Here is a 24152-nt window from a genome sequence, read left to right on the forward strand (position 1 = left end):
TCGGACATCCCATGTCGTGGGCGCTTATCTTGAAGTCGGGATAGCCTGACACTCGCGCACTCCCGGTGCGTGAGTGATGTATACCGATAAATAAAATAAGCAGGGATACGATGATGGGCATCCACCACAAGCCATTTAATGGACGCGGCAATGGACGCGGCCGCGCAGCCGTAAAGCTGACCACGCTACTGGCCACTTTTGCACTTTCTCCATTGGCTGCCGCGGTAGCCAACAGTGAGGCACAAGCGGCCACACTCGAAGAAGTGACGGTCACCGCGCAAAAACGTGAGCAGCGGATTATCGATGTGCCGGTATCGGTCAACCTGATTGATGACGCGCTTTTGGATGGCGAGCACATCACCACCATGAGTAATCTTGCCAATGTGGCGCCGTCACTCAACTTCAATAACGATAATATCGGCATTCGCGGTATGGGCAGCGTGGGCTTTTCCGTACAGGTGGAGCCCACCGTTGCATTCGCGGTAGACGGTGTAGTGATGACCCGCTCTGCCCAGGCATTTTTCGATCTGGCGGATGTGGAGCGGGTAGAAGTATTGCGAGGTCCCCAGGGTACCCTGTTTGGCAAAAACGCCTCTGCGGGCCTGATCAACCTGGTCACCAAGGCCCCGGAAGATAATTTCGGTGCTTCCTCCGAAGTGCAGTTCACCGAGGGTGGCGACACCTTATCCAAAGCCAGTGTCACCGGCCCCCTGTCAGACAAGGTACAGGCGCGGTTTTCTGTGACCCAGCGCGACAGCGACGGCTTTATCGAGAACGGGATTAGCGGCGAGCGCGTCAATGGCCAGTCCTCCACTTCCGCCCGCGCCAAAATCACCGCACAACTGAGTGACTCGGTCGACCTGAATGTCTCCGCCTATTCGCTGGAGCGCGATGTGGATGGTTTCGAACTGCAGTGGCGCGAAGTGAATGATCCGGGATTGGCCGCTGTGCTCGGCGCTTATGGCGTATCCCCCGGTGAGCGCAACCGCGAATCATCGGCGGGTGGCTTTGATCGGGAGTTGCGCGAAGAGCAGGGCGGCCAGGTAACGCTGAACTGGTCCATGGCATCCGGCCATACGCTGACATCGGTTACTGCCGGCAGCCAGTGGCAACTGGATAAGACCGACGATGTGGACGAGCAGCCCATCGCCCTGCGCGAGCCCCTGTACCTGAGCCCCTTCCCCAGCGCGACGGGTGCACTGGGACCCATGAATTTCCATCAGACCGTGGATCAGCAGATCGATCAGGTTTCCCAGGAAATCCGCCTGACCTCTCCGGCGGGCGACGACCTCAATTACATCGTCGGCCTCTATGCCAGCGAGTATGAGCTGAAGGACCGGGTGCGCCGGGATTTTGACTTCTGTACCTATCCGGCTGTGCTCGGTTTTCCGATTGCGCCAAGCCTTTCTCCGGTGGATTTCGGCAGCCCCTGTTTTGATCCCACCGGCACCATCGTTTCTCTTTCTACCGCCAGTGCTTTGATGGGGATGCCGGATGTGGAGGGTGTACCTGCGCTCACCGTATCCGGGCTGAGTCGAGAAGTGCGCGGAGAAAACTATGCGGTGTTTGGTCAGGGGGAGATCGCCCTGACTGAAACCGTGCAGCTGTTGGCAGGCCTGCGTTATCAGTACGACCGCACCCAGCTCGATTTCGCCGTGGACATTCCCAACCCGCTGCCCGGCCTCGGTTTTGGTGCAGCGCCAGTCGCACCGGATGTGGATGCAGTGAGTGGCAGTGCGCTGTCCGGCAAGCTCAGCCTGCAAAAGCGGCTGGGTGATGACGCCATGGCGTACGTTTCCTATGCCCGCGGTTACAAAGGCCCCACCGGTGAGATCCGCGCGAGTGCGCTCGCCGGCGGCATGGCAACCGGTGACGTGCTGGAAGAAATCGCCGCGGAAACCTCGGACAACTTCGAGCTGGGTATCAAAGGCAGTTTTGCCGAGGGGCTCGGTTTCTGGGCGGCCACCGCTTTCCACAGTGACTATGCGGATTATCAGGCGGAGCAGTTCAGCGGTGCGGACCAGACATTTGTGCTGGCCAACGTGGGCGAGGTTCGCACTCAGGGCCTGGAGCTGGATGCCCAGTGGCAGCCGGATACGCACTGGTCTTTCAACGGTGCGCTGACCTATTTAAACGCGGAAATCCAGGAGTACGAGGGTGCGCGTTGTTTCGCACCGGAAGTGGAAGATCCGGATTGCACGGCGTCCGCCCCGTATAGCAAAAACCTTTCCGGTGGCGACCTGCCGGTAGCGCCGGATCTCAAAGCGTACCTGAACGGTCGCTACCAGCGCGTGCTCACCGGCACCAACCTGATGACCTTTGCCCAGCTGAGCTACAGCTGGCAGGACGATGTGCAGTTCAGCCTCGACCAGAACCCGCGCACGGTGCAGGAAGCGTACGGCCTGTGGAATGCGAGCCTCGGCTTCGGCACCGAAGACGGCCGCTATCTGGTGTCGCTGTTTGCGAAAAACCTGACCGGGGAAAACTACGTGACGTCCATGTTCCAGGACTTCATTACCGGTTCGTCCGCGAACATCGTGCAGTACCGACCCCAGGAAGCAGATCGTTTGCTGGGAGTGTCACTGCGCGCGCAGTTTTAAACCGCGCAGTTTTAAAAAGGATTGGAAATTAACGTTTGAGAAACTCACAGGATCTCATTGCTGATGTAAATGGCCTCCCAGGTATTGGGTACTGGGTATTGGGCGTGGGGAGCCGCATTGCGGCCCCCTTTTTTTGATGTGCTACCCGCTTAATCCACCAGGGCGGCTTCGGCGGATGCGGTAGATGTGGTGGCCGCGACTGGTGTGCCGGCCTTGACCAGTTCGGTAAAGCGCGCACACACCGGGCGTGGCTCGCGCTTGTCGCTATACAGGCCTACTTCGGTGACCTGGCCGCTGGGCTCCTGCATCAGGGTGCCCCAGTCGTACTGGTCGCCACGGCTGTACCAACAGAATCCGTTCAGGGGTAAGCCGTCGGCGCGCATTCTGGCAATCGTCGCGGTGAATTTCTCCAGCCACTCGGATTGGTCGCCCACATCGAGGCCAAAGTTGGAGGTTTCGGAAATCCAGAAGGGCACCTGGTAGCGGTTGTACCAGCGCCGGGCATCCGCCTCGTACAGGGCCAGCCGCTCATCGATGGACAGGGTGTCTTCTGAACCGTCCAGTAACTGGACGCCGTTGGGATAAAAGTCGTGACCGGCAAGCAGGTGGTCTTTGCGCGCGAGCTGGCGAATGCGCGCGATGACTTCGGGCTCCACGCACTGGGACAGCGCTTCGGCAATTTCCGGCGCCGGGTTTATGCCCAGGTGCAGGTCCCAGACCAGCCAGCCATACAGACGGCGGCGTTCGGCCTCGGCCTGCAGTTCCGGGGTGGATCCAACCTGGACATTGAAGGTTTCAGCGCTCACCCACAGGGCCTCTCGGTCCTCGTGAATCAGCGCCAGGGCTTCCAGGTTGGCGAGGGTGAGGTAGGCAAGCTGGCGCAGGAAATCGGGCTCGCTGGCTTGTTGGTCGTTCCACACGCCGAGATAGCCGGAGCCGAGGGCGGTGAAGCAGGGTTCGTTGACCGGTGTGAAGTACTGCGGCTCGGGATAGCGGCGCAGAAACGCAGACACATAGCGTTTGAAGTGGCTGATCCACTCGCGGTTGCCAAAGCCGTCGCAGTAGTCCGGCAGGCCAAAGTGCAGCAGGTCAATGATCGGGGTGAGACCGGCGCGCTCGCAGGCGGCAAAGGCCTGGTCCCACAGGGTCCAGTCGAATACCCCGGGGGAGCGCTCGCTCAGGCGCCAGGGCATGCCGTAGCGCACATAGCGCACGCCGGTGGCGGCGATGGCGGCGAGGTCCTGGTCCTGGTGCTCCAGGTGCTGACTGTAGGTGAACTGGTCCATGCGGTACTGGCTATTGCCCCGGGATACCCAGGGGTCCGAGCCCTCTTCGCCGACAGACCAGAGGAAGTCCGGTAGTGATGGCATGCTTTTATTCTCCATTATCGCTGTGCCCGTACTGCTGGCTAGCGGGTGCTAGGGGCGCTGCCAAGACTATCACTAGTTAAGATCGCTATTAAGTGTTTGCTCAAAAAAAGATGTAAATAGCATTGCTTTTGATGGGTGTATTCATTAAATTCTTTAAGCATATGCTTAAAAGCGTGATGAGGTGTTGCTGTTCAGGGGGCTTTCACAGGTATCCGGGGCGGCAACGGCCATGACCAAGATCAACAATAAAGTCAAAGCAGAAGGAGGACTCAGCATGTCTGAATCCGCAACCACCGAGGCACCGCTGGACGTCGAACAGATCTCTGCGGCCCTGCCGAAAATTCCCGACTGGCACGCAGAGACCCTGCATATCGCTGAAAACGACCTGGATTTCGTCACCATCGCCGAAGGCGTCGAGGTGAAGGTGGTGCAGGTAGATGTGAAGCAGGGCCTATGGGTGGTGTTCAACCGCTTTCAGCCGGGCGCCAAGATTTCTCCCCACTACCATTCCGGCCAGGTTTTTGCGGTGACCCTGCAAGGCCGCTGGTTCTACAAAGAGTCTCCGGAGGCGGTCAACGCACCCGGCAGCTATCTGTTCGAGCCCGCCGGTAGCCGCCACACCCTGATGATTCCAGAAGATCAGGACGGCCCGACCATCGTCTGGTTTGCAATCTATGGCTGTAACGTACAGCTCGATGAGCAGGGCGAGCTGGACATGATTGTGGACGCCCAGACCATGCTGAACGGCTATCGCATGCTGTGCGATATGCAGGGTTCTTCCAGTGCGAAAACGATTGTGATCGGCGAGTGAGTGCCCTGAATTTAATTTCTTATTCAGAAAAATACCGAGCTCGATGTAACGCAGTAAAGAGCTGAATAAACACCATGATTAATGGTTAAATTCGGTGAGGTTTACCGAACTCCGGGGATGCATGACCTCCATACAAGGCATGCGCCCTCCCAATAATAAAGACCAGAGGGAGTTTGATGATGAAGCAGATCAACCAGAACTTTCAGCGCACATTGCTGGCGACCGCGGTGCTGATGGCGGCCTCGCCGGCATTTGCCTCGGAGCTGGAAGAAGTGACCGTAGTGGCGCAGAAAAAAGAAGAGCGGTTGCAGGATGTGCCCATTGCAGCCACCGCCTTTGACGCCGGCGCACTGGAAGCTAAGCAGATTGCCACCGTTGCGGACATGCGCTTTTCCGCGCCCAACGTTTCCTTCACCCAGGACAACTTTGTCGGCAGTAACTTCAAGATTCGCGGTGTGGGCCAGGACGTGACTTCTGCGGCCTCCGATGCCGGTGTCGGTATTCACGTGAACGAAGTGCCGCTGCTGGCACCGCGCATGTATCAGACCGAATACTACGATGTCGAGCAGGTGGCCATTTTGCGCGGCCCGCAGGGCACCCTGTTCGGCCGTAACTCCACCGGCGGTGCGGTGAATATGATCACCCGCCGCGCAAACACCGACGGGGTGGAAGCCAACCTGGAAGGCCAGTACGGCAACTACGACCACAAGAAAGTCAAAGGTGCGGTCAACGTACCACTGTCTGACACTGTTGCCGTGCGACTGGCCGGCATTGCGCTGGAGCGCGACGGCTACACCGAGAACCTGTTCACCGGTAACGACATCGACGGCCGCGATCAGTGGTCCGCGCGTCTGTCCCTGCAGTGGAACCCGGGCGACGACACCAGCCTGAATCTGATGGTGTCCCAGTTCGAAGAAGACAGCACCCGCACTCGTAGCCCCAAACAGCTGTGTAGCGCCGATGCGACCGGTCTGCTGGGCTGCTCCCCGGACAAGCTCGGTTTTGACAATGTGAATCCGCTGGCGCAGATCACCGGTACCCTGCCGTTGTTACTGCAGCAACTTGCTCCGGTGGCGGGCGCTGGCTCCATTGCCGAAAACCCGGCAGACCTGCGCAAGGTGAATGCGGATATTGATCCGGAATTTGAAGTGGACGAGACCCTGGCCATCCTGCGTTTCGACCACGACTTCGGCGACTACTCTCTGGCAATGACCGGCAGCTACCAGGAAACGTCCATGCGCTCGATGCAGGACTTCAATATGAACGCCAGCACCATCGAGTGGATGCCGTCGCCACTCCTGCAGTTGGTCGCGCCTATTGCGTATGAAACCTATTTTGCCGATGGCACCCTGCCGATTTCCGCACCGTCGGAAAACAATACCGGTATTGTTGGTGGCAACATCGCCTATGCCAACAACTCCATGGACGTCTACGACCAGTCCAACAACGATGTGCGCCAGCACACCTTCGAAGCCCACCTGGCGTCCAATTTTGATGGCCCGGTGAACTTCCTTGCCGGTGCCTTCTATATGGATGCGTCCGTGAGCGACGATTACTGGGTGCATGGTACCGGTCTGGATTATTTCTCTGTGGTGTTCCCTGCGACGCTTGGTTTTGATGGTTTCGGTTGGGTCAGCCCCAGCTTCCGCCAGCAGACCAACGAGTACGCACTCACCTCCACCGCCGCCTTCGGTGAGCTCTATTACGATATCAACGACGAGCTGCGTTTGACCGTGGGTGCACGGATCACCAACGATGAGAAGTCCATCGACGACCGCCCCAACCTGTTCAACAACGGCCCCGATGGTAATCCAATTTTCTTGCCTTACGGCACTGATGTGGACTGGAGTGCGGCCAGCCCGGGGCGCGTGGCGGAAGACAGCTGGACCGAAGGCACCGGCCGTATCGTACTGGACTGGGCACCGGACCTGAAAGCCACCGACGAGTCCCTGTTCTATGCCTCCTTCAGTCGTGGTTACAAGGGCGGTGGTTTCAATGCACCTTTCGACCCGGTGGCTTACCCGGACTTCAACACCCTGTACGATCCGGAGTACGTGAACGCCTACGAACTGGGTAGCAAAAACAAGCTGCTGTCCCGCAGCCTGCAGGCCAACTTCAGCCTGTTCTACTACGACTACGAAGATCTGCAGGTATCCAAGATTATCGACCGCACCTCCTTTACGGAAAACACCGCGGCGGAAATCTACGGCTTGGAAACCGAACTGCTGTGGGCGCCCACCGACAATTGGCTGTTGAATGCCAACGTCAACTACCTGCACACCGAGGTGAAGGACTTCGCATCCATCGACCCGCGTGATCCCACCAATGGCGCCGAAGGAGTGTCGCTACTGAAGGATCTTTCAACCGCGTCCAACTGTGTGCTGATGCACAATGGCGCACCGAATCCCGGCGTTGGGCAGGTGCTCAGCTGTGCCTCTGCAGCAGCGGCCGGGTTCCCTGACCCCTACACCATTGTTCCGGGCATCGAGCAGGACCTGGACGGCAACGCCATGGCCAACTCGCCCGAGTTGACCGCAAGCCTGGGTGCCGAGTACACCTGGTACCTGGACGCCGCCGACCTGGCGTTCCGTCTGGACTACTACTGGCAGGACGATATGTACGGTCGCGTCTATAACGACGATATCGACAAGATCGACGCCTGGGATATCTGGAACGCGCAGGCCACCCTGACCGACAAGAGTGGCACCTGGCAGGTACGCGCCTTCGCCCGCAACCTGGCGGACGAGGATCATATCGTCGGCATGTACGTAGCGGACTCCTCTGCGGGTCTGTTTACCAACGTGTTCACGGTAGAGCCGCGTACTTTCGGGCTGGCGCTTAACTACAATTTCTAACTAGAAGTTCTAGCTAGAAGTTCTAAGCGCCATTGGCCGGCCGCCCGGGTGACCTGGCGGTCGGCACAGTCCTTTTTTACCTCTTACATTACCTCTCGATTACCTCGCAATAGAAGATTGCAGTAGAATCTTCCTTCCACCGCAGGCCCGGTAAGGGTCGTGCGGTTTTTTTTCCCATCGTTTTGACTGAGAGCTGGATATCCCGTGGCAGAGAACTCGACCGCAACCAAACCCACACGCGAAGCCGCCAGCAAGGGCAAGGCCCGCGAATTGCGTATGGTGGAGGCAGCGATTGAGGAATTTGCCGAGCGCGGCTTCGAGGGGGCGACCTGGCGCAGCATCGCCGAACGTGCCGGTGTCAGTCAGGGGTTGATCAAGTTCTATTTCAACGACAAGGAAGGGCTGTGGCAGGCGGCGCTGATGCGCGCCCACGATTTGCTGTCAGAGGATCTGCCACCCCCGCCGTTCACCGAGGGCGAAACCCTGTCTCTGGAAAAGACGGCGGACTGGATTCGCGCCTACGTGCATCACGCCGCGCGCCATCCACAGTACATCAAGATGACCATGCGCGAGGCCTCGGCGCCCAACCCGCGCCTGGCGTGGGCGGTGCAGAACCTGATCCGCGAGTCCAACAAGCAGTTTCAGGATGGGATTGAGGAGTTACAAAAGCGCGGCTTTTTCCCCAATCTGAATCCGGTACTGGTGGAATACGCGTTTCTCGGTGCCATCCACCACCCGTTTCTCGCCAGCGAAGAAATCCGCGCGGTCTACGGCATGGATATTCTGAGTAACAAGATGATCGACGCCCACTGTGACACTATTATCGGCCTGTTTCTCGGGAACCCGCTTAATCCAGCTGCTGACGACGGCGCAGAGAAAGGGCGTAAGCGCTGATTTCTGCTTTGCGTCCCTGACCCGTGCCTCTAGCTAGTCTCCGTCAGCGGGTCTCCGCTGCCCCGGAGAAGTCATCTATTGCCGCATTCCGATCCGTGTCTCGCTCCTGTTCAACGCTGCCCTGCCGTTCGGCAATCATGTTCTGCATCGCCTGTACCTGCTGACGGGTCAGTGGGAAGCGCCAGAACAGCGGTACCGCCAGGGCAAAAAACAGCGCACCCAACCAGGCGTAAGTCGCCTTGACCGAAAAGAGCGCGTCGGCGGAATTTTCGCGGTTGGTGGCATCGAAACCAAACAGGCCGGGAATCGCCAGTGCCAGCGATACGCCCACCGTGATCGCCAGTTTGATGGTGATACCCCCAAAAGCCATATAGATCCCGGTGCGCTGCTGGCCGGTTTTCAGCCGGTCCATATCGATCACATCGGCGACGATGGCAAATGGCAGCATCAGGATGCCGCCGAGGGCAAAACTGCGCACCGCACTCGCCGCCATGGTTGCCCAGACGCCGTGCTCGACGATAAACGGAATAAACAGACTTACCCCCGCCGACCAAGCCAAGGCTAGCGCCAGCGCGCGGTGTTTGGATGTGCGCACCGACAGCCAGATCCAGAAGGGCAGGCCGAGGAAGCTGAAGGTGAAGTCCAGCAGAATCGAAGGGGCGTACCACTCACTGCGCTGCAACAGGTGATCAAACAGGAACCAACCGGTGGCGCCCGCGGGGGCAAGCCCGAGATAGATCAGAAAAACACCACCGGCAAACAGGCGAAATACCGGGTTACCCAGCGCCACGCGGATGCCCTGCCAGAAAGAGAGCTGCTCGCCGTTGTCGGACTGAATGACGGAGGCCGGTTCCGCCGGCACCTTGTGCAGTGCTATCGCTACCAGTAGTGGTGCACCCAGGGTAAGCACCCAGGCCATTGCCTCTAATGTGCTGCCCAGGGATACGATGCCGAAGGCCCCCAGTACCAGCGCGGTGACCAGCGCGCCGGCACTGCCCAGGGCGCCGACGCGCTCGCGAATACCGGTGATCCGGGTACGGATGTCGTAATCCTGATACAGCTCCGCGCCCCAGGCGATATACGGCAGTTGCATCATGGTGAGGCCGAGGAACAGCACCGAGATGGCACTGAAGTAATACAGGGCGCTGGCACCTTCCGGTGGCAGAAACAGTATCCAGGCACCGGCGATCAGTATCGGCAGCCCCGCCACCAGCCAAGGCTTGCGGCGGCCGTGGGTGGAGCGCGTGCGGTCGCTGAGGTTGCCAATCAAGGGGTCTGTCACCACATCGAGACCGCGGGAGGCGAGCATCATGGCGCTCACTGTCAGCATGGGCAGGCCTACCTCCGAGGCGTAAAACGCCGGCACGAAGTTGACGATCGCCAGGGTCACATAGGCGATGGCGAACTGTGGCAGGGCATAGAGCCAGAAGCGGCCACTGGCCGTGGGTATGGGCGACATAAACAGCTTCCGTAGATGTGCAGGTATTTATTGTTATTCCCGGTCCGCGCCGCGGTGCGCGCGATTGGCCATGTCAACTGCAACGGCCATGTTAACCGCTAATAGGCGAGCAGTGGATGATCCACCTCGCGCTCGGCGAGGCCTTCGAGATCGAAGTCATCGTTTTCCGGGTACAGAGTGTGAATGGAATAATTGGGCTCGGAGTTGTACTCCGATGGTCCCAGCGCACCAACGGTACTCATAACACTGAAAAAGCGTTCCAGTTTTCCGTCAATGGTGATTTGCAGCCGGAAACTGGTCATGGGCTCCATGGCCGCCGCGCGGCGTTTCCAGTCTCCGGGCAGGTAGGGGTGCTTTTCCAGCCGCCGCATTACCTCCAGATCCTCTTCCTTGTTGGTGAACAGCGCGTGCTGGGTGATCGTCATCAGAATCACCGACAGCGCGTTCTCCCAGTTGCTCACGTGGCCGCCGACGCCGTCGCGATGGAACAGGAATTCGTAGTAGTTGCCCACCTGGTCCAGGCGCGCGCGGGGCACCGCGTTGAGGAAAAAACGCACCCAGCTGTGGTTGACCATCGCCAGGTTGCCGGCGCTGTCGAGCAGCGCGGTGGGGTAGGGTTCCAGGGCGCGCAGGTTCATGGCCATGGCCTTGCGCAACCAGCGGTATTCCGGTGCGTGAAAGTCGAGGAATTCCTCTTCCGGTGCAAATCCCGCAGCCACCATCAGGTGGTTGGAATCCCGCCGCCCAAGTACCAGGGCGCTGCAGATCTGGCGCACCATGGTCTCGCTGGGGCGGCTGCTGCCATTTTCCAGGCGGCTCACATGCCTCGGGGAACAGTCCAACCGCTCCGCCAGGTCCTCCTGGCTGAGATTGAACACGCCACGCCAGAATCGCAAAAAGCGGCCAAACGCCGGGTGGCCTGTCTCTACGGGCTGGGGCGCCGGGGTGATCGGGCGTACTGCACTGCAATTATTATGTTGTAGCTGGTGCATAGTGATTCCTGAATTTTCCGTTGGAAAAGAAATCTTTTCAAAAATAATAACAGGTTTTCATTTGCTTGTGCGAGCACTAAATTGCGCCAAATTTCCGGCGTGGGAATTTGCGTCAGGCGGTGGGTACTTCCCGACACTGGATGTCATGGTTTTGCCGCCAGCGGCGCTGCACACTGCCCTCCATCTGCACACCAGCTAAGGAATTTGAGTGATGTCGGCTGCCATTTTGAAAGAGCGCGAGCTCAGCTTTTTGCTGTACGAAATGTTTGAGACGGAATCCCTGTGCGACCGGGACCGTTATCGTGAACACAGTCGTGAAACCATTGAGGCGGCACTGGATACCGCCCGCGTCGTGGCCGAGCGCCACCTGCTGCCGATTCGCCACACGGTGGATACCACCGATCCCGTGTTTACCGGTCACAGTGTCAGTGTGCAGGATGAGGTCAAACAGGCGGTCGCCGCGATTATTGATTCCGGGCTCGCCAGTGCCTGTGCGGATTTCGAGATGGGCGGCATGCAGTTGCCGGAGCTGGTCAACACCGTGATCTACACCTGGCTGACCGCGGCCGGCAGTGCCGCGTCCGGTTACACCGCGCTCACCAATGGCAACGCCAACCTGCTGCAGCGCTACGGCACCCCGGAGCAGATCGAGCAGTGGGTGCGGCCCATGCGCGAGGGGCGTTTCGCCGGCACCATGGCGCTGACCGAGCCCGGCGCTGGCTCCGGGCTTGCGGATCTGTGCACCAGCGCGGAGAAAGCGGAAGACGGCACCTACCGTATCAGCGGGCAGAAAATTTTTATCTCCGGCGGCGACCACGATCTCAATGAAAACATCGTGCATCTGGTGCTGGCGCGGGTGAAAGGCGCCCCGGCGGGTACGCGCGGTATCTCCCTGTTTATCGTGCCGAAATTCCTGGTGGACCCGAAAACCGGCGAGCTGGGCGCGCGCAATGAGGTGCATCTCTCCGGCCTGTTCCACAAGATGGGTGGGCGCGGGCAGACATCCACTGCGCTCAACTTTGGTGACCAGGGGGGCGCCGTCGGTTATCTGGTGGGCGAGGAGAACCGCGGCCTGGAATATATGTTCCAGATGATGAATGAGGCCCGCATCATGGTGGGTACCGGCGCGGCAGCACTGGCACTAGCCGGCTACGAATACTCCCTGGCCTACGCCAACGAGCGCCCCCAGGGGCGACTGCTGTCCAATCGCGATCCCAGCTCGAAGCCGGTCAATATCATTCACCACCCGGATGTGCGCCGTATGCTGCTGGGGCAGAAAGCACTGTCCGAGGGCGCCATGGCGCTGTGCCTGTTAGGCGCAAGACTGTCTGATGATATCCACACCAGCGACAGCGAAAGTGCTCGTGAAGAGGCCGGCATACTGCTGGATTTCCTGACCCCGATCATCAAGACCTGGTCGTCGGAGGCGGGGCTCGCGGCCAACGATATGGCCATTCAGGTACTTGGTGGCCACGGTTATATCAATGAGCACCCGGTGGAAATGTTTTACCGGGACAACCGTATCAATCCTATTCACGAAGGCACGACCGGTATCCAGTCTCTGGACCTGCTCGCGCGCAAGGTGCCGATGAATCAGATGCAGGGTTTCCGCCTGCTGATTCAGAAGATCGAGGCCACGTTGTTTGAGGCCGGTGAATTCAGTGAATTGACGGAATTTGTCGAGGCGCTGCGCCAGGCAGTGGAAAACTGGGAGTCTACTACCCGGGAAATTTTTGAAAGTATTGGTGAGGCATCGCCGGAATTGGTCTTTGCCAATTCCGTAAGCTACCTGCGTGGCGCGGGGCATATCGTGGCCGCCTGGCTGTGGATCCGTCAGGGGCTGATTGCCTGCCGCCAGCTGGCGGATGAGAAGCTACACCAGCAGGAGAAGGATTTTTATCTCGGCAAGCGCCAGGCCATGGTGTTTTTCTTCCGCCAGGAGCTGGGGAAGATTTACCACTGGTTCGGGCTTGCACGCACACTGGAATCCAGTTTCCACGATATGCAGCCAGAGTGGTTTTAAGCCTTGTTGATGGTTAGACCCTTTTTGAACCCGTCACTGTACGGGGCAAGAACACCCTTGTCGAAATGAGGTGTCGCGATTGGCGGAGCCCCCCAGTGGCTCCGCCCTTTTTATTTTGGGCCGGTGGCGTCGAGGCCCGCGAGGATGATTCGGTACATCTCCTTGACCTCGTCAGCGAGTGACTCGGGGTTGGGGCGCGGTGACTGGCTCAGCCAGTTCAGAATCAGCTCGTTACAGGCGCCGACAATCGCCAGCGGCAGTTTGCCGTTCATGATCTGGCTGGGATCCCGGGACTGGTTGGCAAGCTCCTTGTGGATCAGTGCCGAGAAGCGCTGGTGGGCTTCGTGGCGAAGTTTTTCCAGCGCATCGGACACGCCGATGATCTCGATGTAGGAGAGGCGCGCGTAACGGTGGTCGTTGGTATAGGCGTGTACCCAGGCATCCACCGCGGTGTCGACGCGCGCGCTGCTGCTCAGCCCTTCGGCATTTTCCAGGGCGATGGCGATGCAGGTTTCCACGTGCTCGAACACGCGCACGTACACCCGCGCCAGCAGGGACTCGCGGGTTTTGATCAGTTTGTAAAAATCCCGGGTGGACACATTCGCCTGGGTGCACAGGGCTTCGATGGTGGTGTTCTGGTAGCCGTGCTCGGTAAACAGTTCGAAGGCCGCCAGTGTCATGCGCTCGATGCGCTGCAGGTCGCGCTGCTCTTTGGTGAGCTTCTGGCCGACACCGCGGGAAAGATCGCCCACGGGCAGCAGGTCGGTGAGTGGTGAAGTCTTGTTCATACCGGGATTCCATTGGATTCATCGCCCGAACACGGAAGTTCGGGACGCAGGTCCGCGTTCGGCGCGGGCGCTGCGATTCAGAATTTGCGGTACATTTCCGCAAATCGGGCGGGCAAAGGTCGGGATGGCCCTGTCAGCCGGTTGCTAGTCTACAGGAAGGTCGCAGGCCATGAAAAAAATCCAGAATGTATTGATCACAGGTTGTTCCACCGGTATCGGGCGCGCCCTGGCCCAGGAGCTGGCGCGCCGCGGCTGTCGGGTCTACGCGACGGCGCGCAGGCCGGAAGTGCTCGAGGACATCGCATCGGAAAATCTGATTCCGCTGCGTCTCGATGTGCTCGACCGGCGCAGTGTGGAGGATGCACTGAACACCGTGGTCAGCGAGGCGGGCTCCATCGACATGCTGATCAATAACGCGGGGGTCAGCAGCACCGCACCGGCGGTGGAAGCAGATTTTGAACAGCTGAAAGGTCTGGTGGACACCAACCTGACCGCCTGTATCGGTATTACCCAGGCAGTGTTCCCGCATATGGCCGCTCAGGGCTATGGCCGCATCGTCAATGTGGGCAGCGTGGTGGGCGAATTGCCGGCGCCGTTCACGGCAACCTACTGTGCAACCAAGGCGGCGATCCACATGTTCTCGGATGTGCTGCGCATGGAGTTGTTGCCGTTCAATATCGAGGTGACCACGGTGCAGCCGGCGGCGGTGAGCACGGAAATCGAAACCCGCTCCGCCACCGGGGTGGAAATGTTCGGCAGTGCCGATTCCCGCTACCAGAAATACTACGCGGGTATTCGCAAGCGTTTCGAGGGCGGCGAGAAAGTCGCCATGAGCGCCGAAGACTTTGCCGCGCAGGTCGCACCCAAGCTGCTGTTGTCGCGCGCGCCGCGTATCGTGAGCGGCGGTGGCAATAACCGTTTGTTGCGCACCCTGGCAAAACTGCCGGTATCCCTGCGCGACTGGTTGCTGCGCAAGGAATACCAGCTGTCTTGATGGTTTGCGGAAAGCAGTGATTGCGACGGTCTACTGACCGTCGCTACCGCCACTGCCACCGCTGCCACCAAAGGCGGCGGAATTGAAATTCTTCACACCCTTTTCCCGGGCTTTCTTCGCCACCTTGAGGAACAGCTCGGGGAACGCCGTGCACAGTCGGCCGGTCCAGTGATCGGAGCTTGGCAGGTAGGTTTCCAGCGGTTTCTTCTCCAGCACCTCGCCGATGATCATCTGCGCCACTTCCTGGGGTGTCAGCGCGCGCTTGCCCTCGAAAGAAAGCGCGGCGCGGTGGTCGCCCCGTTGTTGGTCGAGCATCTCGGTCTGCACCGCCGTGGGCGCAACCAGGCTTACGTTTACGCCGTGGGGGCGCAAATCCCCTGCGGCGGCAATGGTGAATCCGCGCACCGCGTGTTTACTCGCCGCGTACACCGCGTTGCCGGGCGTGGCAAACAGGCCTGCGGTGGACCCCACATTGATGATGTGGCCGCTGCCACGGCCGATCATTTTCTCCGCCAGTGCGTTGGTGCCGTAGATCACGCCCAGGGTGTTGACCTTGAATTGCAGGTCGATGTCGCTCGCGCGCATTTCGCCGGTTTCCGCCGGGCGCAGAATGCCCGCCACGTTCACCAGCACATCCACCGGTGCGCTTTGCCAGCGCGCTTCGGCCACCGCGCTCCACTGTTGCGCATCGGTCACATCGAGCCTGGCGATACTGACGTTTTCCGCGTCCTGCCAGCGGGCTTCCAGCGCGTCGCTGTCGATATCACACGCGGTTACCTGGTGGCCCGCAGCCTGTGCGGCCTCACAGATGGCGGCGCCGATCCCGCGCGCGGCGCCTGTCACTAGAAAATGCATCGTTATTCTTCTCCCGAAATTGGCGCACATTGGCGTTTATTTTTCCGTGCCGACCAGCGATGTCCTGTTCCACACAGAGTGAATAAGATATATTGAAAATAAATCTTTTCAACTGCAAATGTTGGTTGTCATTGTCAGCTGCCGGGGATGCTGCGGCGCAACGGGTAAAGGATTGCAACTGGGTCTCATTGAAGAATGATGCCCGCAGGAGAGAATGAGATGCACAACAATAAAAGACCTACCGGATTCGATGCTGCCGCCCGCGCAGACGGCGCAGTGACCCGCCGGCGTTTTCCCGAGGGGTTTCTGTGGGGCAGCGCCACCGCCGCCTTCCAGATCGAGGGCGCCACTGCCGAGGGCGGCCGCGGCCCATCCATCTGGGATACGTTTTGTGCCAAACCCGGGCGGATTGCGGATGGCAGCAATGCGGATGTGGCCTGCGACCACTACCACCGATGGCAGCAGGATATCGCCATGATGGCGGAACTGGGCCTGCAGGCTTACCGGTTCAGCCTGGCCTGGCCGCGTATTTTCCCCGCCGGACGCGGTGCGGCGAACCAGGAGGGTATCGACTTCTATCAGCGCCTGATCGACGGGCTGTTGGCGGCAGATATCGAGCCTATGGTGACCCTGTTTCACTGGGATCTGCCGCAGGCGCTGCAGGACCGCGGCGGTTTTCAGAACCGCGAGATCTGTGACCACTTCGCCGACTACGCCGAAACCGCCGCGCGGACTTTTGGCGACCGGGTGAAAACCTGGTTCACCCACAACGAACCCAATGTCTTTGCCTTTAATGGGCACTTGCACGGAAGCCACGCACCGGGCCTGCAGGACGTGAACGGCTACTTCCGTGTGGCGCACCACCTGAACCTGTCCCACGGCATGGCGGTGGCGCGGGTGCGCGAGAATGCGCCCAATTGCCGCATCGGCCCGGTTATCCACCAGGCCCTGTTCGATTCCACGGACGGCTCCGAAGCGGGCCGCCAGGCGGTGGAACAATCGGATACCAGTTTCAATCGCCTGTTCACCGACGCCATGCTGAAAGGCGAGTACCCGGCGAGCCTTGTTCCCATCCTCGAGGCGCAATCGGGCCTGGTTCAGGACGGCGATCTCGCTGCCATGTCCGCGCCCAGCGATTTTCTCGGTATCAATCACTACACCCGCTACTGGGTAAAACCCGATGGCCAGTCGCCCACCGGCGTCGCCAGTGATGACCACCGGGTGCCCGGCGCCAATTACACCGCGCTCGACTGGGAAGTGTTTCCCCAGGGTATGTATCAGGTGCTCACCGACGCCAATGAGCGCTACGGCCTGCCGGTCATGATTACCGAAAACGGCTGCGCCATGGACGACACCTTGGTGGAGATCGACGGGGTCAAGTCGGTCGCCGATGACAGTCGCATCGAATTTCTTTCTCTGTATCTGGATGCGGTGCACCGCGCGATTGACGACGGCGTAGAGGTGCTGGGTTTTCTGCAGTGGTCGCTGATGGATAACTTCGAGTGGGCAGAGGGCCTGGAGCCGCGCTTCGGACTGGTGTGGGTGGATTACGACACTGGCGAGCGCACGGTAAAAGACAGCGGGCTCTGGTACCGGGATGTGATTGCCCGCAACGGATTGCCGTCTGCCGTCGAATCCCGAAAACAGAGTGCAATGCAGGAGGCTTTATGATTCGTCTCGATCGGCGCTACTACTTACGCGGCTTGTACGCGGCGTTTCGCTGGATGATGAACCCGGTCAGTGAGGGCGGTGCGAAGCAGGTGCCGCGTGCGCGCATTTATTTGACCGGCCCGCAGATTCTCAAGGACGTTGAAGAAATGCGTCGGCATCCGGTGGGTGCGCGTCTACTGCGGGAAAAACCGGATTTTGGCGAGGCCTGCCAGCTGAAGAACCTGGAAAACATGCCCGAGGGTTCTTTCGGTCACGCCTATTACAAGATGATGAGTGCACCGGGTATTGCCCCCGCCTATCTGCTCGCGGGCCTCGCCTACCGGGATGGATTTTTCGATTCCATCGATATGGACGAGGACACCCGCTGGTTGCTGGAGCGCGGTCTGTTTGAGCACGACCCCTCGCATATTCTCTCCGGCTATGGCACGGACCTGAGTGGCGAGATGCTGAATATCCTTTATGCCCAGGGGTTGAGCGGTGTTCCGCGCTGGCTGGCATTTGCCGGTCCTTTTGGCATTCTCAGCAGCATCATTATTCCCAAGGTCGGCTGGAAGGAATGGCGGCGCCTGCTCAAGGAAGCCTATCGCCGCGGCGCCCAGGCGCGCGCGCATTTTCCACCGCAGGCCTACCCCTATGAAGAGTTGTTCCCGCGCCCGCTGAGTGAAGTACGCGAGTATCTCGGCATCGAACCCTTACCCGAGGGGTTCTCCACTGCGGGCTGGCTGAACGGTTCCTTTCTCGGGCGAAAATTTGCCACCGGTTTTGCTCCCAAAAAAAATAAAGCGAAAAACAAATCACAAAAGGAAGCCGAGTCAAAACCGGATATTTCCGCCCTCAGTCAGCTGGTGATCGACCGCGGTGTGCACTGGCGGGACTTTATGCGTGCGGGTAAAGAATGTCAGGAGCGTTTGCGGGAGCTGGCGGCCAGTGGCGCCTCCAGCGAGCGTCTGCAAGCGGAATTATCCAACTAGGTCGGCACTGTAGCCCGACCAGCCATTGATGAGTGGAAGCTATGCAAAATAACAACAAAACTCCGGTGTCCCTGCAGCAGCAGGTTGAAAAATACCAGCAAGCGGTTGCGCACCTGACCCAGAGCGGACAGCCATTCGAAATTGCCGAAACCCGGCGCGACAGCCACTCGGTGCGCTACTACAAATCGGCGCCGGCCAATCTCGCCCAGCTGTACCAGATGATGCTCGCCCACGGCGATAAAGAGTTTCTGGTTTCTGGCGAGCAGCGTTTGTCGTTTCGCGAGGTTTATCAGCAGGCGTGCGCGTTTGCTCTGGGACTGCAACAGCAGCTCGGTGTGAAGAAAGGGGACAAAGTGGCGATCGCCATGCGCAATAACCCCCAGTGGTGCATCGCGTTTCTTGCGATTACCGCCATGGGAGCGGTGGTGGTGCCGCTGAACAGCTGGTGGACCGGGGAAGAACTGATTTACGCCCTCAAGGATGCCGGTGCCGATATTGCGGTGGTGGATGGCGAGCGCGCGCAGCGCATCCTAGGACAGGATCAGGGGCAGAATATTCACCTGATCCATGTGGCTGAACCCGGGGGCGGCGAACCGGGCTCGCATACCTGTGTGGACTACGCATCACTGCTGCAGGAACCCGCGGACAGTTTCCCGTCGACTGACATAGACCCCGAGGATGAGGCATCCATTTTTTATACCTCGGGCAGCACCGGTAACCCCAAGGGCGCGCTCTCCACTCATCGCGGGATTGTCTCCGCGTTGATGAGCTGGGCGTTGATGAGTGTGGCCAACCATGCCGCCGGTCTCGGCGAGGACCTCACCGACCCCAACAAAAAACTTGCCGCGCTGGTCACGGTGCCGTTTTTCCATGTGACCGGATCCCACGCCATTTTTCTGTTGTCCATTGCCAGCGGCCGCAAGCTGGTACTGATGCACAAGTGGGATCCAAAGGTGGCGCTGGAGTTGATCGAGCGCGAGCGCATTACCTATTTCAATGGTGTGCCCACCATGTCTCAGGACCTGCTCAACCATCCGGAATTCGCACAGTTTGATACCAGCTCCCTGGAAGAAGTGTTTGCCGGCGGCGCCGCGCGGCCGGCGGCCCACGCACTACGTATTCACGATGAGTTTGGTCTCAATGCCGGCGGTGCCTACGGCCTTACCGAAACCAATGGGCTGGGTTGCGTCATCTCCGGCGCCATGTATCAGGCGCGCCCCAGTTCCGTGGGCATGGTGACCCCGAATGTGACCGAACTGAAAATTGCCGACGAAAACGGTGCGGAGTTGCCGGCAGGGGAAACCGGAGAGATCTGTTTCCGCGGCCCGGCAAATATTGTCGGCTACTGGAAAAACACCGAGGCCACAGCCAAGTCTTTCGACAACGGCTGGTTTAAAACCGGCGATGTCGGCTACCGCGACGAGCTGGGCTTCCTGTACATCGTCGATCGCATCAAGGACATCATCATTCGCGGCGGCGAGAACATCAGCTGCCTGGAGGTGGAATCCGCCCTGTACCAGTGCCCGGATGTACTGGAAGTGGGCGTGGTGGGGATTGCCGATGAGCGCCTCGGCGAGGCCGTAGGTGCCGTGGTGTACACCGATGACGGCCAGCAGGACGCCGATGCCATTCGCGACTTCCTCAAGGGCCACCTGGCGCAGTTCAAGATTCCCCAGGAAATCCTGTTTAGCGACGAGCCATTGCCGCGTACCGCTTCCGGAAAAATTCACAAGCCCGCTCTGCGCGAAATTTTCGCTCAGGCGATTTCCGCCTAATGTTTTTGGAAAAGTAGTATGGAAACTCCTGTTCAGAAGAAACCCCTTTCCGAATCCTATCCCTGGCAGAGCCAGAGTTACGACCTGCCGGAATCCGCTGCGAAATGTTTCGCCCGCGATGGCCACATCACCCTGCGGGGTGTGGCCAGTGCCAGTGAGGTTGCCGAGCAGCGCCAGGTGGTTGCCGATGCCATTGCCCGCACCGAGCACACCACACTGCCCATGGCGCAGCGGGATACCTACCAGAAAGCGTTTCTCAAGCATATGAACCTGTGGTCCCGGGATCTGGAAGTGCGTAAGTACATCTGCGCCCAGCGCTACGGTGAAATTGCCGCGCGCTTGATGGGGGTTGATGGGGTGCGTATCTATCACGATCAGGCGCTGTACAAAGAGCCCGGCGGCGGCCATACCCCCTGGCACCAGGACCAGCACTACTGGCCGGTGGACACCGACAACACCATCACCATGTGGATGCCAATGGTAGACCTGGACCCGAGCATGGGGATTCTGCAGTTTGCCTCCGGTTCCCACCGCGATGGCTACCTGGGGGATATGCCCATCTCCGATGATTCCGAAGCAGCCTTCTCCAATTACGTGGAAGATCGCGGCTACCGCGTCAGCTGCGACACCGCCTTGAGTGCGGGGGACGCGACCTTTCACGCGGGTTGGACCCTGCACTCAGCAGGCCCCAACTCCAGTGAGCGCATGCGCGAGGTGATGACGGTGATCTGGGTGGCCGACGGCTGCAGGGTTTCCGAGCCGCAGAATTTCAATCAGCACCGCGATCTGCAGCGCTGGATGCCGGGGTTGGTGCCCGGTGACAAGGTAGCGAGTACGCTGAACCCGCTGGTGTATCACCGCGACCGTCGCCTGATGGCAGGGCGGTGAAGGCTATGGCGAACGATCGTAAAGTGGATCCGAAAGAGGGTCGCAAAACGCACAGTTCCAACGAAGGCGCCGCTGATCGCGCGCGCGTCGAAAAAGTCGCCGACGCCTTTCGCAATCGCTACGGGCGCGAGCCCGAGTGCTGGGTGCGCGCCCCCGGGCGCGTGGATGCCATGGGCAGCCACACCGACTACAACGGTGGCTTTGTACTCACGGTGCCCATTGATCGCGATACCTGGCTGGTGGCGGCGCGCCGCGAGGATCACCAGGTGCACTTGTCTTCCCTCAATATCGAAGGCGATGGTCAGTTTGATTGCCGCGATGTGCTTGCGGAGCGACTTTCCGGCTGGCAGATCTATGTGCAGGCGGTGGCGCAATTGCTGGTAGAGGACGGGTATCCGTTGACCGGTTGTGATGTGATGGTGCACGGTACCCTGCCCATTGGCAGCGGCCTCAGTTCCTCGGCATCTCTGGAGGCGGCGGTGACGGTATTGTTTTCGCAACTGGGCGGTTTCCAGCTGGACCCGGTGGACATGGCACTACTTTGCCAGCGCGCGGAAAACAAAATCGTCGGCGTCAATTGCGGGGTACTGGATCAGTACAGCGTGATACTCGGTGAGGCGGACTCCCTGCTGTTGCTCGACTGCCGCGACCTGAAACACTCCTATGCGGCGCTGCCGGCGGACATTCTGCCAGTGATCTGCAATACCTGCACGCCGCGCAGCCTGTCCAATTCTGCGTATGGTGAACGCCGGGAAAGCTGTATGACCGGTGTGCGCCAGATTCAGGCCCAGGGCCGGGACATTGAGACACTGCGGGACCTGTCAGTGGCGGACTTCGCCGAGGTCAGCGCCCAGTTGGACCCGGTGGTTGCGCGGCGCTGCCAGTTTGTGGTCGAAGAAAACCAGCGGGTGTTTGATCTTGCGCAGGCGTTTGAAAATGATGACCGGGCGGCAATTGGCCAGTTGTGCCGCGATTCGTTTATGGGCGCCAGGGATTTGTACGAGATTACCGTGCCCAATATGGAAGCGATGTTTGCGGCTGCGTCGGAATCTCCCGGCGTCATTGGTGTGCGCCAGGCGGGTGCCGGATTTGGCGGCTGCCTGGTGGCATTTGTGGAACGCGACAAAGTGGCGGCGTTCGAGCGTGAATGCGCGCGGCGCTATCAGCAACGTAGTAGCATTGCTCCGGAGATCTACGCAGTGGCTGCAGCACCAGGAGCCGGTCGGTTGGTTGCTGCACGGCAATCTGCAGAGAAGGCCTTTGCTACGGCATAACGGTTGAATCGGCTCATCCGATCCCAACAAAAAAGCGCTGCCAAGGCAGCGCTTTTTTGTTGGGCGTAATTAATTCGACTGCGTTTTACGACTGTTCGGGAAGCTGCACGCGGATAAAATCCTGCGGTGCTTTGCGGACACGTTGTGCGGCAGGAAGAATCTCTTTTAGAGTATTCACAAAACCGTCGGAGGGTTCCGGATAGTCGTGTTTCACCAGTAAATGCAACTTCGGCAAGGCGTGGAAGGGCACCGCCGCGTACATGTGATGCTCGGTGTGGTAATTCATATTCCAGTAGAAGAACTGCAGCAGCGGATTCATGTAGGTGGTGCGGGTGCTGGTGCGGTGGTCAGGATTATTGACCGCCAGCGCGGTGTGCTGCGTGGTCTGCACCAGGGTGGCGAGGAAGCCGCCGTAGTAGGGCGCGAAAATGGTATAGACCAGCGGCAGCCAGGACTGGGCCAGAATCGACCAGCTCACCAGGGCGACGACACCCAGCACGAACAGCCGGGAGGACCAGACGATGTCCTGCCACTGTTTGTCGTTAATGCGTTCGTCGATATATGCGGGCCGTTTGCCGGTGGCGTGAACAAACGGAATGATCAGCTCGCGCGGGTAGTACACCGCCATCGCCAGTGGCAGCAACCAGGGCGACACCGGTGGGCGCGCGGTGAAAAATTCCGGGTCCTGTTCTTCGTACAGGGTGTAGGCGTGGTGCTGCAGGTGACGCCAGCGATCGTAGCGCGCCTCCTTGTGCAGCATAAAGCCGGAAATCCAGTTGACGGTTTCGTTTAGCCACGGGGTTTTGAAGGCGGTGCGATGGTGGGTTTCGTGCATCGCCGCCATGCCCGATAGCACATAAATGCTGCCGTAGATAAAAAAGAACAGGTAACTCCACCAGGTGCCGAGGGTGGCGTAAGCGAGATAGCCGAAGTTGATCAGCAGGGCCAGGGTCACGCCCACTATAAACAGTCCCGGCCCGTCCTTTTTCTCCAGCAGCGCGCGAAATGCCTGCTTGTCCACCGGGGTTTTGTACCAGCGGATGGGCCCCGCTTCGTTGGTTGTTGTGGTCATCACAGTCTCCCGTATTTATTTTCCGCTGAGGGTGCCACTCAGCCGGTCTTGCAACAGTGCTTTCATGTGCAAATTGATATCCCACTGGTTCACCAGCGGCGCGTTGGTCTGCGGGTGCACCGGCATATAGGTGGGCGGGCCGAATTCCGGAGTGATGGCGAATTCGGTGCAATCCACCTGGCTGTCGAGAATTTTTTGCCACCAGCGGATATGCGCCTCGACTTCGGCCTGCCAGTGGGGTGAGCGGGGATCGATGATCTGCGGCCCGTTGGAATGGCCCACGCGGGCATGAATGTAGCCACAGCGCGGAGCTATACGCTCGATCAGTTCCGGGTGGTGCTCCAGCAGGGATTCGCTCACCACACACCAGTGGGAAAAATCGGCGGTAAGGCGCAGCTCCGGCAGGGCTTCGAGGTATTCCTCGATGGTCCAGGGGTTGAAGCTGAAACGGCCGCGGTGGGTCTCGTGCACAATCGGCACGCCGTGGGCGTCGGCAATGGCCTGGGCCGCGCCGATCAGCTCGATATTCTGCTCGCGGGTAAAATAGTCGCGCCCGGTATGGCAGTTGATCATGCGTGGATTCAGTTCCGCCAGGGCGGTCACTTCATCCAGATACTGTGCGCGGTAATTCTCGAAGTTCGGGTCCTTGCACAGCACCACCTGAGCGATCAGTTCGACACCGGTGGCGGACATGAGTGCCGCGATCTGCTCCTGTCGGCTGCGTGCGTCGGGGATCGGGGTTTCGATACCGCGATAGCCGGCCTCCAGTACCTGCTCCACAAATTGTGGCAGCGGGATATGGTGGGAGCCCCAGTAAGTGCAAAAAAAATCCAGGCGCATAACGATCTCGCAAGCTGTCG

General features: G+C 59.6%; 18 protein-coding genes. 11 read left to right on the plus strand and 7 right to left on the minus strand.

Annotated elements, in window-relative coordinates; all coding sequences use genetic code 11:
• Positions 1 to 110 precede the first annotated feature (110 nt).
• Positions 111 to 2600: a TonB-dependent receptor gene (locus tag HUW35_RS09395; RefSeq protein ID WP_181255349.1), complete on the plus strand. Its 2490-nt coding sequence runs from the start codon at positions 111 to 113 to the stop codon at positions 2598 to 2600.
• Positions 2601 to 2749: 149 nt separating this feature from the next.
• Here the strand turns inward: HUW35_RS09395 and HUW35_RS09400 are convergent, their stop codons facing one another.
• Positions 2750 to 3970, minus strand: a complete 1221-nt coding sequence (locus HUW35_RS09400; protein WP_181255351.1) for a family 1 glycosylhydrolase — start codon at positions 3968 to 3970, stop codon at positions 2750 to 2752.
• A 274-nt stretch (positions 3971 to 4244) separates the two neighbouring features.
• Between HUW35_RS09400 and HUW35_RS09405 the strand changes: the two genes are divergently transcribed.
• The 3 genes from HUW35_RS09405 (at position 4245) to HUW35_RS09415 (ending at position 8530) form a co-directional block, all read left to right on the plus strand.
• Entirely contained in the window at positions 4245 to 4781 is a 537-nt protein-coding gene (locus tag HUW35_RS09405) for a 2,4'-dihydroxyacetophenone dioxygenase family protein (protein ID WP_181255352.1), read from the plus strand.
• Positions 4782 to 4960: 179 nt separating this feature from the next.
• On the plus strand, positions 4961 to 7636 hold the full coding sequence (locus HUW35_RS09410) for a TonB-dependent receptor (protein ID WP_181255354.1): 2676 nt from the start codon (positions 4961 to 4963) through the stop codon (positions 7634 to 7636).
• Positions 7637 to 7840: 204 nt separating this feature from the next.
• The gene (locus HUW35_RS09415) at positions 7841 to 8530 is read left to right on the plus strand and encodes a TetR/AcrR family transcriptional regulator (protein ID WP_181252115.1); all 690 of its coding nucleotides are present in this window, start codon (positions 7841 to 7843) and stop codon (positions 8528 to 8530) included.
• A 43-nt stretch (positions 8531 to 8573) separates the two neighbouring features.
• Here the strand turns inward: HUW35_RS09415 and HUW35_RS09420 are convergent, their stop codons facing one another.
• Together HUW35_RS09420 and HUW35_RS09425 are read right to left on the minus strand one after the other, a co-directional pair.
• Positions 8574 to 9989 carry an MFS transporter gene (locus HUW35_RS09420; RefSeq protein ID WP_181252116.1) on the minus strand — a complete coding sequence of 472 codons (1416 nt, stop codon included), beginning with the start codon at positions 9987 to 9989 and terminating at the stop codon, positions 8574 to 8576.
• A 98-nt stretch (positions 9990 to 10087) separates the two neighbouring features.
• The gene (locus HUW35_RS09425) at positions 10088 to 10981 is read right to left on the minus strand and encodes a helix-turn-helix domain-containing protein (protein WP_181252117.1); all 894 of its coding nucleotides are present in this window, start codon (positions 10979 to 10981) and stop codon (positions 10088 to 10090) included.
• A 211-nt stretch (positions 10982 to 11192) separates the two neighbouring features.
• Between HUW35_RS09425 and HUW35_RS09430 the strand changes: the two genes are divergently transcribed.
• Positions 11193 to 13004 carry an acyl-CoA dehydrogenase gene (locus HUW35_RS09430; RefSeq protein ID WP_181252118.1) on the plus strand — a complete coding sequence of 604 codons (1812 nt, stop codon included), beginning with the start codon at positions 11193 to 11195 and terminating at the stop codon, positions 13002 to 13004.
• Between the two features lie 110 nt (positions 13005 to 13114).
• On the opposite strand, the gene HUW35_RS09435 is transcribed toward HUW35_RS09430, so the two are convergent.
• Positions 13115 to 13792, minus strand: coding sequence for a TetR/AcrR family transcriptional regulator (locus HUW35_RS09435; RefSeq protein WP_181252119.1), 678 nt, complete (start codon positions 13790 to 13792; stop codon positions 13115 to 13117).
• A gap of 169 nt (positions 13793 to 13961) precedes the next feature.
• On the opposite strand from HUW35_RS09435, the gene HUW35_RS09440 reads away from it, so the two are divergent.
• Positions 13962 to 14786, plus strand: coding sequence for an SDR family oxidoreductase (locus tag HUW35_RS09440; protein WP_181252120.1), 825 nt, complete (start codon positions 13962 to 13964; stop codon positions 14784 to 14786).
• Positions 14787 to 14816: 30 nt separating this feature from the next.
• Here HUW35_RS09440 and HUW35_RS09445 read toward each other — a convergent pair whose 3' ends face one another.
• Positions 14817 to 15641 (minus strand): SDR family oxidoreductase, encoded by an 825-nt coding sequence (locus tag HUW35_RS09445; RefSeq protein ID WP_181252121.1) that lies wholly within the window; start codon positions 15639 to 15641, stop codon positions 14817 to 14819.
• Between the two features lie 219 nt (positions 15642 to 15860).
• On the opposite strand from HUW35_RS09445, the gene HUW35_RS09450 reads away from it, so the two are divergent.
• The 5 genes from HUW35_RS09450 to galK are packed head-to-tail and all read left to right on the plus strand — an operon-like array spanning position 15861 to position 22220.
• Positions 15861 to 17312 (plus strand): GH1 family beta-glucosidase, encoded by a 1452-nt coding sequence (locus HUW35_RS09450; protein ID WP_181252122.1) that lies wholly within the window; start codon positions 15861 to 15863, stop codon positions 17310 to 17312.
• Complete coding sequence (locus HUW35_RS09455) at positions 17309 to 18283, plus strand: Coq4 family protein (RefSeq protein ID WP_181252123.1); 975 nt, start codon at positions 17309 to 17311, stop codon at positions 18281 to 18283. Before HUW35_RS09450 ends, HUW35_RS09455 begins: the two co-directional genes overlap by 4 nt.
• 41 nt (positions 18284 to 18324) lie before the next feature.
• Entirely contained in the window at positions 18325 to 20058 is a 1734-nt protein-coding gene (locus tag HUW35_RS09460; RefSeq protein ID WP_181252124.1) for a class I adenylate-forming enzyme family protein, read from the plus strand.
• A gap of 18 nt (positions 20059 to 20076) precedes the next feature.
• Complete coding sequence (locus HUW35_RS09465) at positions 20077 to 20946, plus strand: phytanoyl-CoA dioxygenase family protein (protein ID WP_181252125.1); 870 nt, start codon at positions 20077 to 20079, stop codon at positions 20944 to 20946.
• A 5-nt stretch (positions 20947 to 20951) separates the two neighbouring features.
• Positions 20952 to 22220, plus strand: a complete 1269-nt coding sequence (gene galK / locus HUW35_RS09470; RefSeq protein ID WP_181252126.1) for a galactokinase — start codon at positions 20952 to 20954, stop codon at positions 22218 to 22220.
• An 85-nt stretch (positions 22221 to 22305) separates the two neighbouring features.
• Here the strand turns inward: galK and HUW35_RS09475 are convergent, their stop codons facing one another.
• Positions 22306 to 23292 carry a fatty acid desaturase gene (locus HUW35_RS09475; protein ID WP_181252127.1) on the minus strand — a complete coding sequence of 329 codons (987 nt, stop codon included), beginning with the start codon at positions 23290 to 23292 and terminating at the stop codon, positions 22306 to 22308.
• 15 nt (positions 23293 to 23307) lie between these two features.
• Positions 23308 to 24132 carry a sugar phosphate isomerase/epimerase gene (locus HUW35_RS09480; RefSeq protein ID WP_181252128.1) on the minus strand — a complete coding sequence of 275 codons (825 nt, stop codon included), beginning with the start codon at positions 24130 to 24132 and terminating at the stop codon, positions 23308 to 23310.
• Positions 24133 to 24152 lie beyond the last annotated feature (20 nt).

Origin of the sequence: Microbulbifer sp. YPW1 (genome assembly GCF_013367775.1) — a bacterium.
Classification (GTDB): domain Bacteria; phylum Pseudomonadota; class Gammaproteobacteria; order Pseudomonadales; family Cellvibrionaceae; genus Microbulbifer.

What these genes read in the sequence shown, in the direction of transcription:
- HUW35_RS09395 (WP_181255349.1), top strand. Translation starts at nt 111, where the DNA reads ATGATGGGCATCCACCACAAGCCATTTAATGGACGCGGCAATGGACGC.
- HUW35_RS09400 (WP_181255351.1), bottom strand. Translation starts at nt 3,970, where the DNA reads ATGCCATCACTACCGGACTTCCTCTGGTCTGTCGGCGAAGAGGGCTCG.
- HUW35_RS09405 (WP_181255352.1), top strand. Translation starts at nt 4,245, where the DNA reads ATGTCTGAATCCGCAACCACCGAGGCACCGCTGGACGTCGAACAGATC.
- HUW35_RS09410 (WP_181255354.1), top strand. Translation starts at nt 4,961, where the DNA reads ATGAAGCAGATCAACCAGAACTTTCAGCGCACATTGCTGGCGACCGCG.
- HUW35_RS09420 (WP_181252116.1), bottom strand. Translation starts at nt 9,989, where the DNA reads ATGTCGCCCATACCCACGGCCAGTGGCCGCTTCTGGCTCTATGCCCTG.
- HUW35_RS09425 (WP_181252117.1), bottom strand. Translation starts at nt 10,981, where the DNA reads ATGCACCAGCTACAACATAATAATTGCAGTGCAGTACGCCCGATCACC.
- HUW35_RS09430 (WP_181252118.1), top strand. Translation starts at nt 11,193, where the DNA reads ATGTCGGCTGCCATTTTGAAAGAGCGCGAGCTCAGCTTTTTGCTGTAC.
- HUW35_RS09435 (WP_181252119.1), bottom strand. Translation starts at nt 13,792, where the DNA reads ATGAACAAGACTTCACCACTCACCGACCTGCTGCCCGTGGGCGATCTT.
- HUW35_RS09440 (WP_181252120.1), top strand. Translation starts at nt 13,962, where the DNA reads ATGAAAAAAATCCAGAATGTATTGATCACAGGTTGTTCCACCGGTATC.
- HUW35_RS09445 (WP_181252121.1), bottom strand. Translation starts at nt 15,641, where the DNA reads ATGCATTTTCTAGTGACAGGCGCCGCGCGCGGGATCGGCGCCGCCATC.
- HUW35_RS09450 (WP_181252122.1), top strand. Translation starts at nt 15,861, where the DNA reads ATGCACAACAATAAAAGACCTACCGGATTCGATGCTGCCGCCCGCGCA.
- HUW35_RS09455 (WP_181252123.1), top strand. Translation starts at nt 17,309, where the DNA reads ATGATTCGTCTCGATCGGCGCTACTACTTACGCGGCTTGTACGCGGCG.
- HUW35_RS09460 (WP_181252124.1), top strand. Translation starts at nt 18,325, where the DNA reads ATGCAAAATAACAACAAAACTCCGGTGTCCCTGCAGCAGCAGGTTGAA.
- HUW35_RS09465 (WP_181252125.1), top strand. Translation starts at nt 20,077, where the DNA reads ATGGAAACTCCTGTTCAGAAGAAACCCCTTTCCGAATCCTATCCCTGG.
- galK (WP_181252126.1), top strand. Translation starts at nt 20,952, where the DNA reads ATGGCGAACGATCGTAAAGTGGATCCGAAAGAGGGTCGCAAAACGCAC.
- HUW35_RS09475 (WP_181252127.1), bottom strand. Translation starts at nt 23,292, where the DNA reads ATGACCACAACAACCAACGAAGCGGGGCCCATCCGCTGGTACAAAACC.
- HUW35_RS09480 (WP_181252128.1), bottom strand. Translation starts at nt 24,132, where the DNA reads ATGCGCCTGGATTTTTTTTGCACTTACTGGGGCTCCCACCATATCCCG.